This window comes from Acidovorax sp. KPB24-03, from assembly GCF_057546605.1.
In genome coordinates this window covers 1-1,349 of the sequence record NZ_BAAJYR010000662.1, presented here as the reverse complement: position 1 = coordinate 1,349, position 1,349 = coordinate 1, and the positions used below count along the sequence as shown (strand labels likewise).

Annotated in this window: 1 protein-coding gene and 1 pseudogene; both read right to left on the bottom strand. The window is 71.8% G+C overall.

Features of this window, described 5'->3' with window-relative positions:
* Nucleotides 1-225, bottom strand: a pseudogene (locus tag AC27KI_RS24960) (2-aminobenzoate-CoA ligase); the annotation flags it as partial.
* The coding region (locus AC27KI_RS24955; RefSeq protein ID WP_487116474.1) for an acyl-CoA dehydrogenase family protein at nucleotides 222-1,349 on the bottom strand (1,128 nt) is incomplete at its 5' end. The gene AC27KI_RS24955 and the pseudogene AC27KI_RS24960, both read right to left, overlap by 4 nt.

The following is a 1,349-nucleotide window of genomic DNA, read 5'->3' as shown; positions in this document are numbered from 1 at the left end:
CGCGACCTCGTCCTGCGCCTGCGCGTAGGTCCAGGTGCGCGTGGGCGAGCGCAGCAGCGGCCGCCCGCCGTGCCCTGCCTGCGCGGCGCGCTCGAACAGCACCTGCACGAGGTTGGCCTGGTCCGGCACCTGCAGCGAGGGCAGGTCGTAGTGCAGCGCGGGCCACTGCTCGCGCGGCGGCAGGCGGTCGTGGACGAAGGTGTCGGTCTGTGCGCTGGGGGTCATGCCTGCTGCTCCTGCAAGACGGCTTTGCCGATGATGAGTTGCTGGACCTCGGTGGCGCCTTCGTAGATGCGCAGCGCGCGGATGTCGCGGTACAGCGATTCGATCTTGGCGCCCACCTCGACGCCGCGCCCGCCGTGCATCTGCAGGGCCATGTCGATCACGCGCTGCGCGTTCTCGGTGGCGGTCATCTTGGCCATCGCAGCGGCGACGCTGCGATGGCGAGCCTCGGTGGCGTTGCCCGCCCGCCCAGATAGCAAGCTCTCGTCGCGCATCCATGCCGCCCGGTACGTGAGCAGCGCCGCGCCATCGACCAGCGCCGCCATCTCGCCCAGCTTGGCCTGCGTGAGCTGGAAGTCGCCCAGTGTCTGGCCGAACATGCGGCGCGTGCGCGCATGGTGCACCGCCTCGGCGAGCGCGCGCCGCGCCAGCCCCAACGCGGCGCCCGCCACCGAGGCGCGAAAGATGTCCAGCGTGCGCATGGCCAGCTTGAAGCCGCCGTGCAGCTCGCCCAGCAGCGCATCGGCCGGCACGGTGCAGCCGTCGAACGCCAGCGTGGCCAGCGGGTGCGGCGCCATCACCTGGATGTGGCGCGAATCATCCAGACCCGGCGTGGGCGCATCGACGATGAAGGCGCTGATGCCGCGCGTGCCGCCGGCCGGCTCGGTCTTGGCGAAGACGCAGTAGAAGTCGGCGATGCCGCCGTTGCTGATCCACGTCTTGGTGCCGTTCAGCGTGTAGGCGCCCATGGCCTCGCCAGCCGTTTCTGAGCCGTTTTGGCCCTGTGCCGGCGGAATGTTTGCCTGTGTTGCTATGGTTTGCATAGCGCCCACGTCGGAGCCGGCCTCCGGCTCGCTGAGCGCGAAGGCGGCGATCTTCTCGCCGCGCGCCACCGCGGGCAGGTAGCGTGCCTGCTGCGCGGCGCTGCCGGCCAGCGTGATCGCGCCGCTGCCCAGGCCCTGCATGGCGAAGGCGAAGTCGGCCAGGGGCGAGTGGTAGGCCAGGGTCTCGCGCAGCAGCACCAGCGCGCGGGAATCGAGTTCGGCCAGCGCGCCACCGTGCGCGGCGGGCACGCAGTAGCGCAGCCAGCCGCCGTCGCCCAGGCGGCGCACCCACTCGCGGCCAGG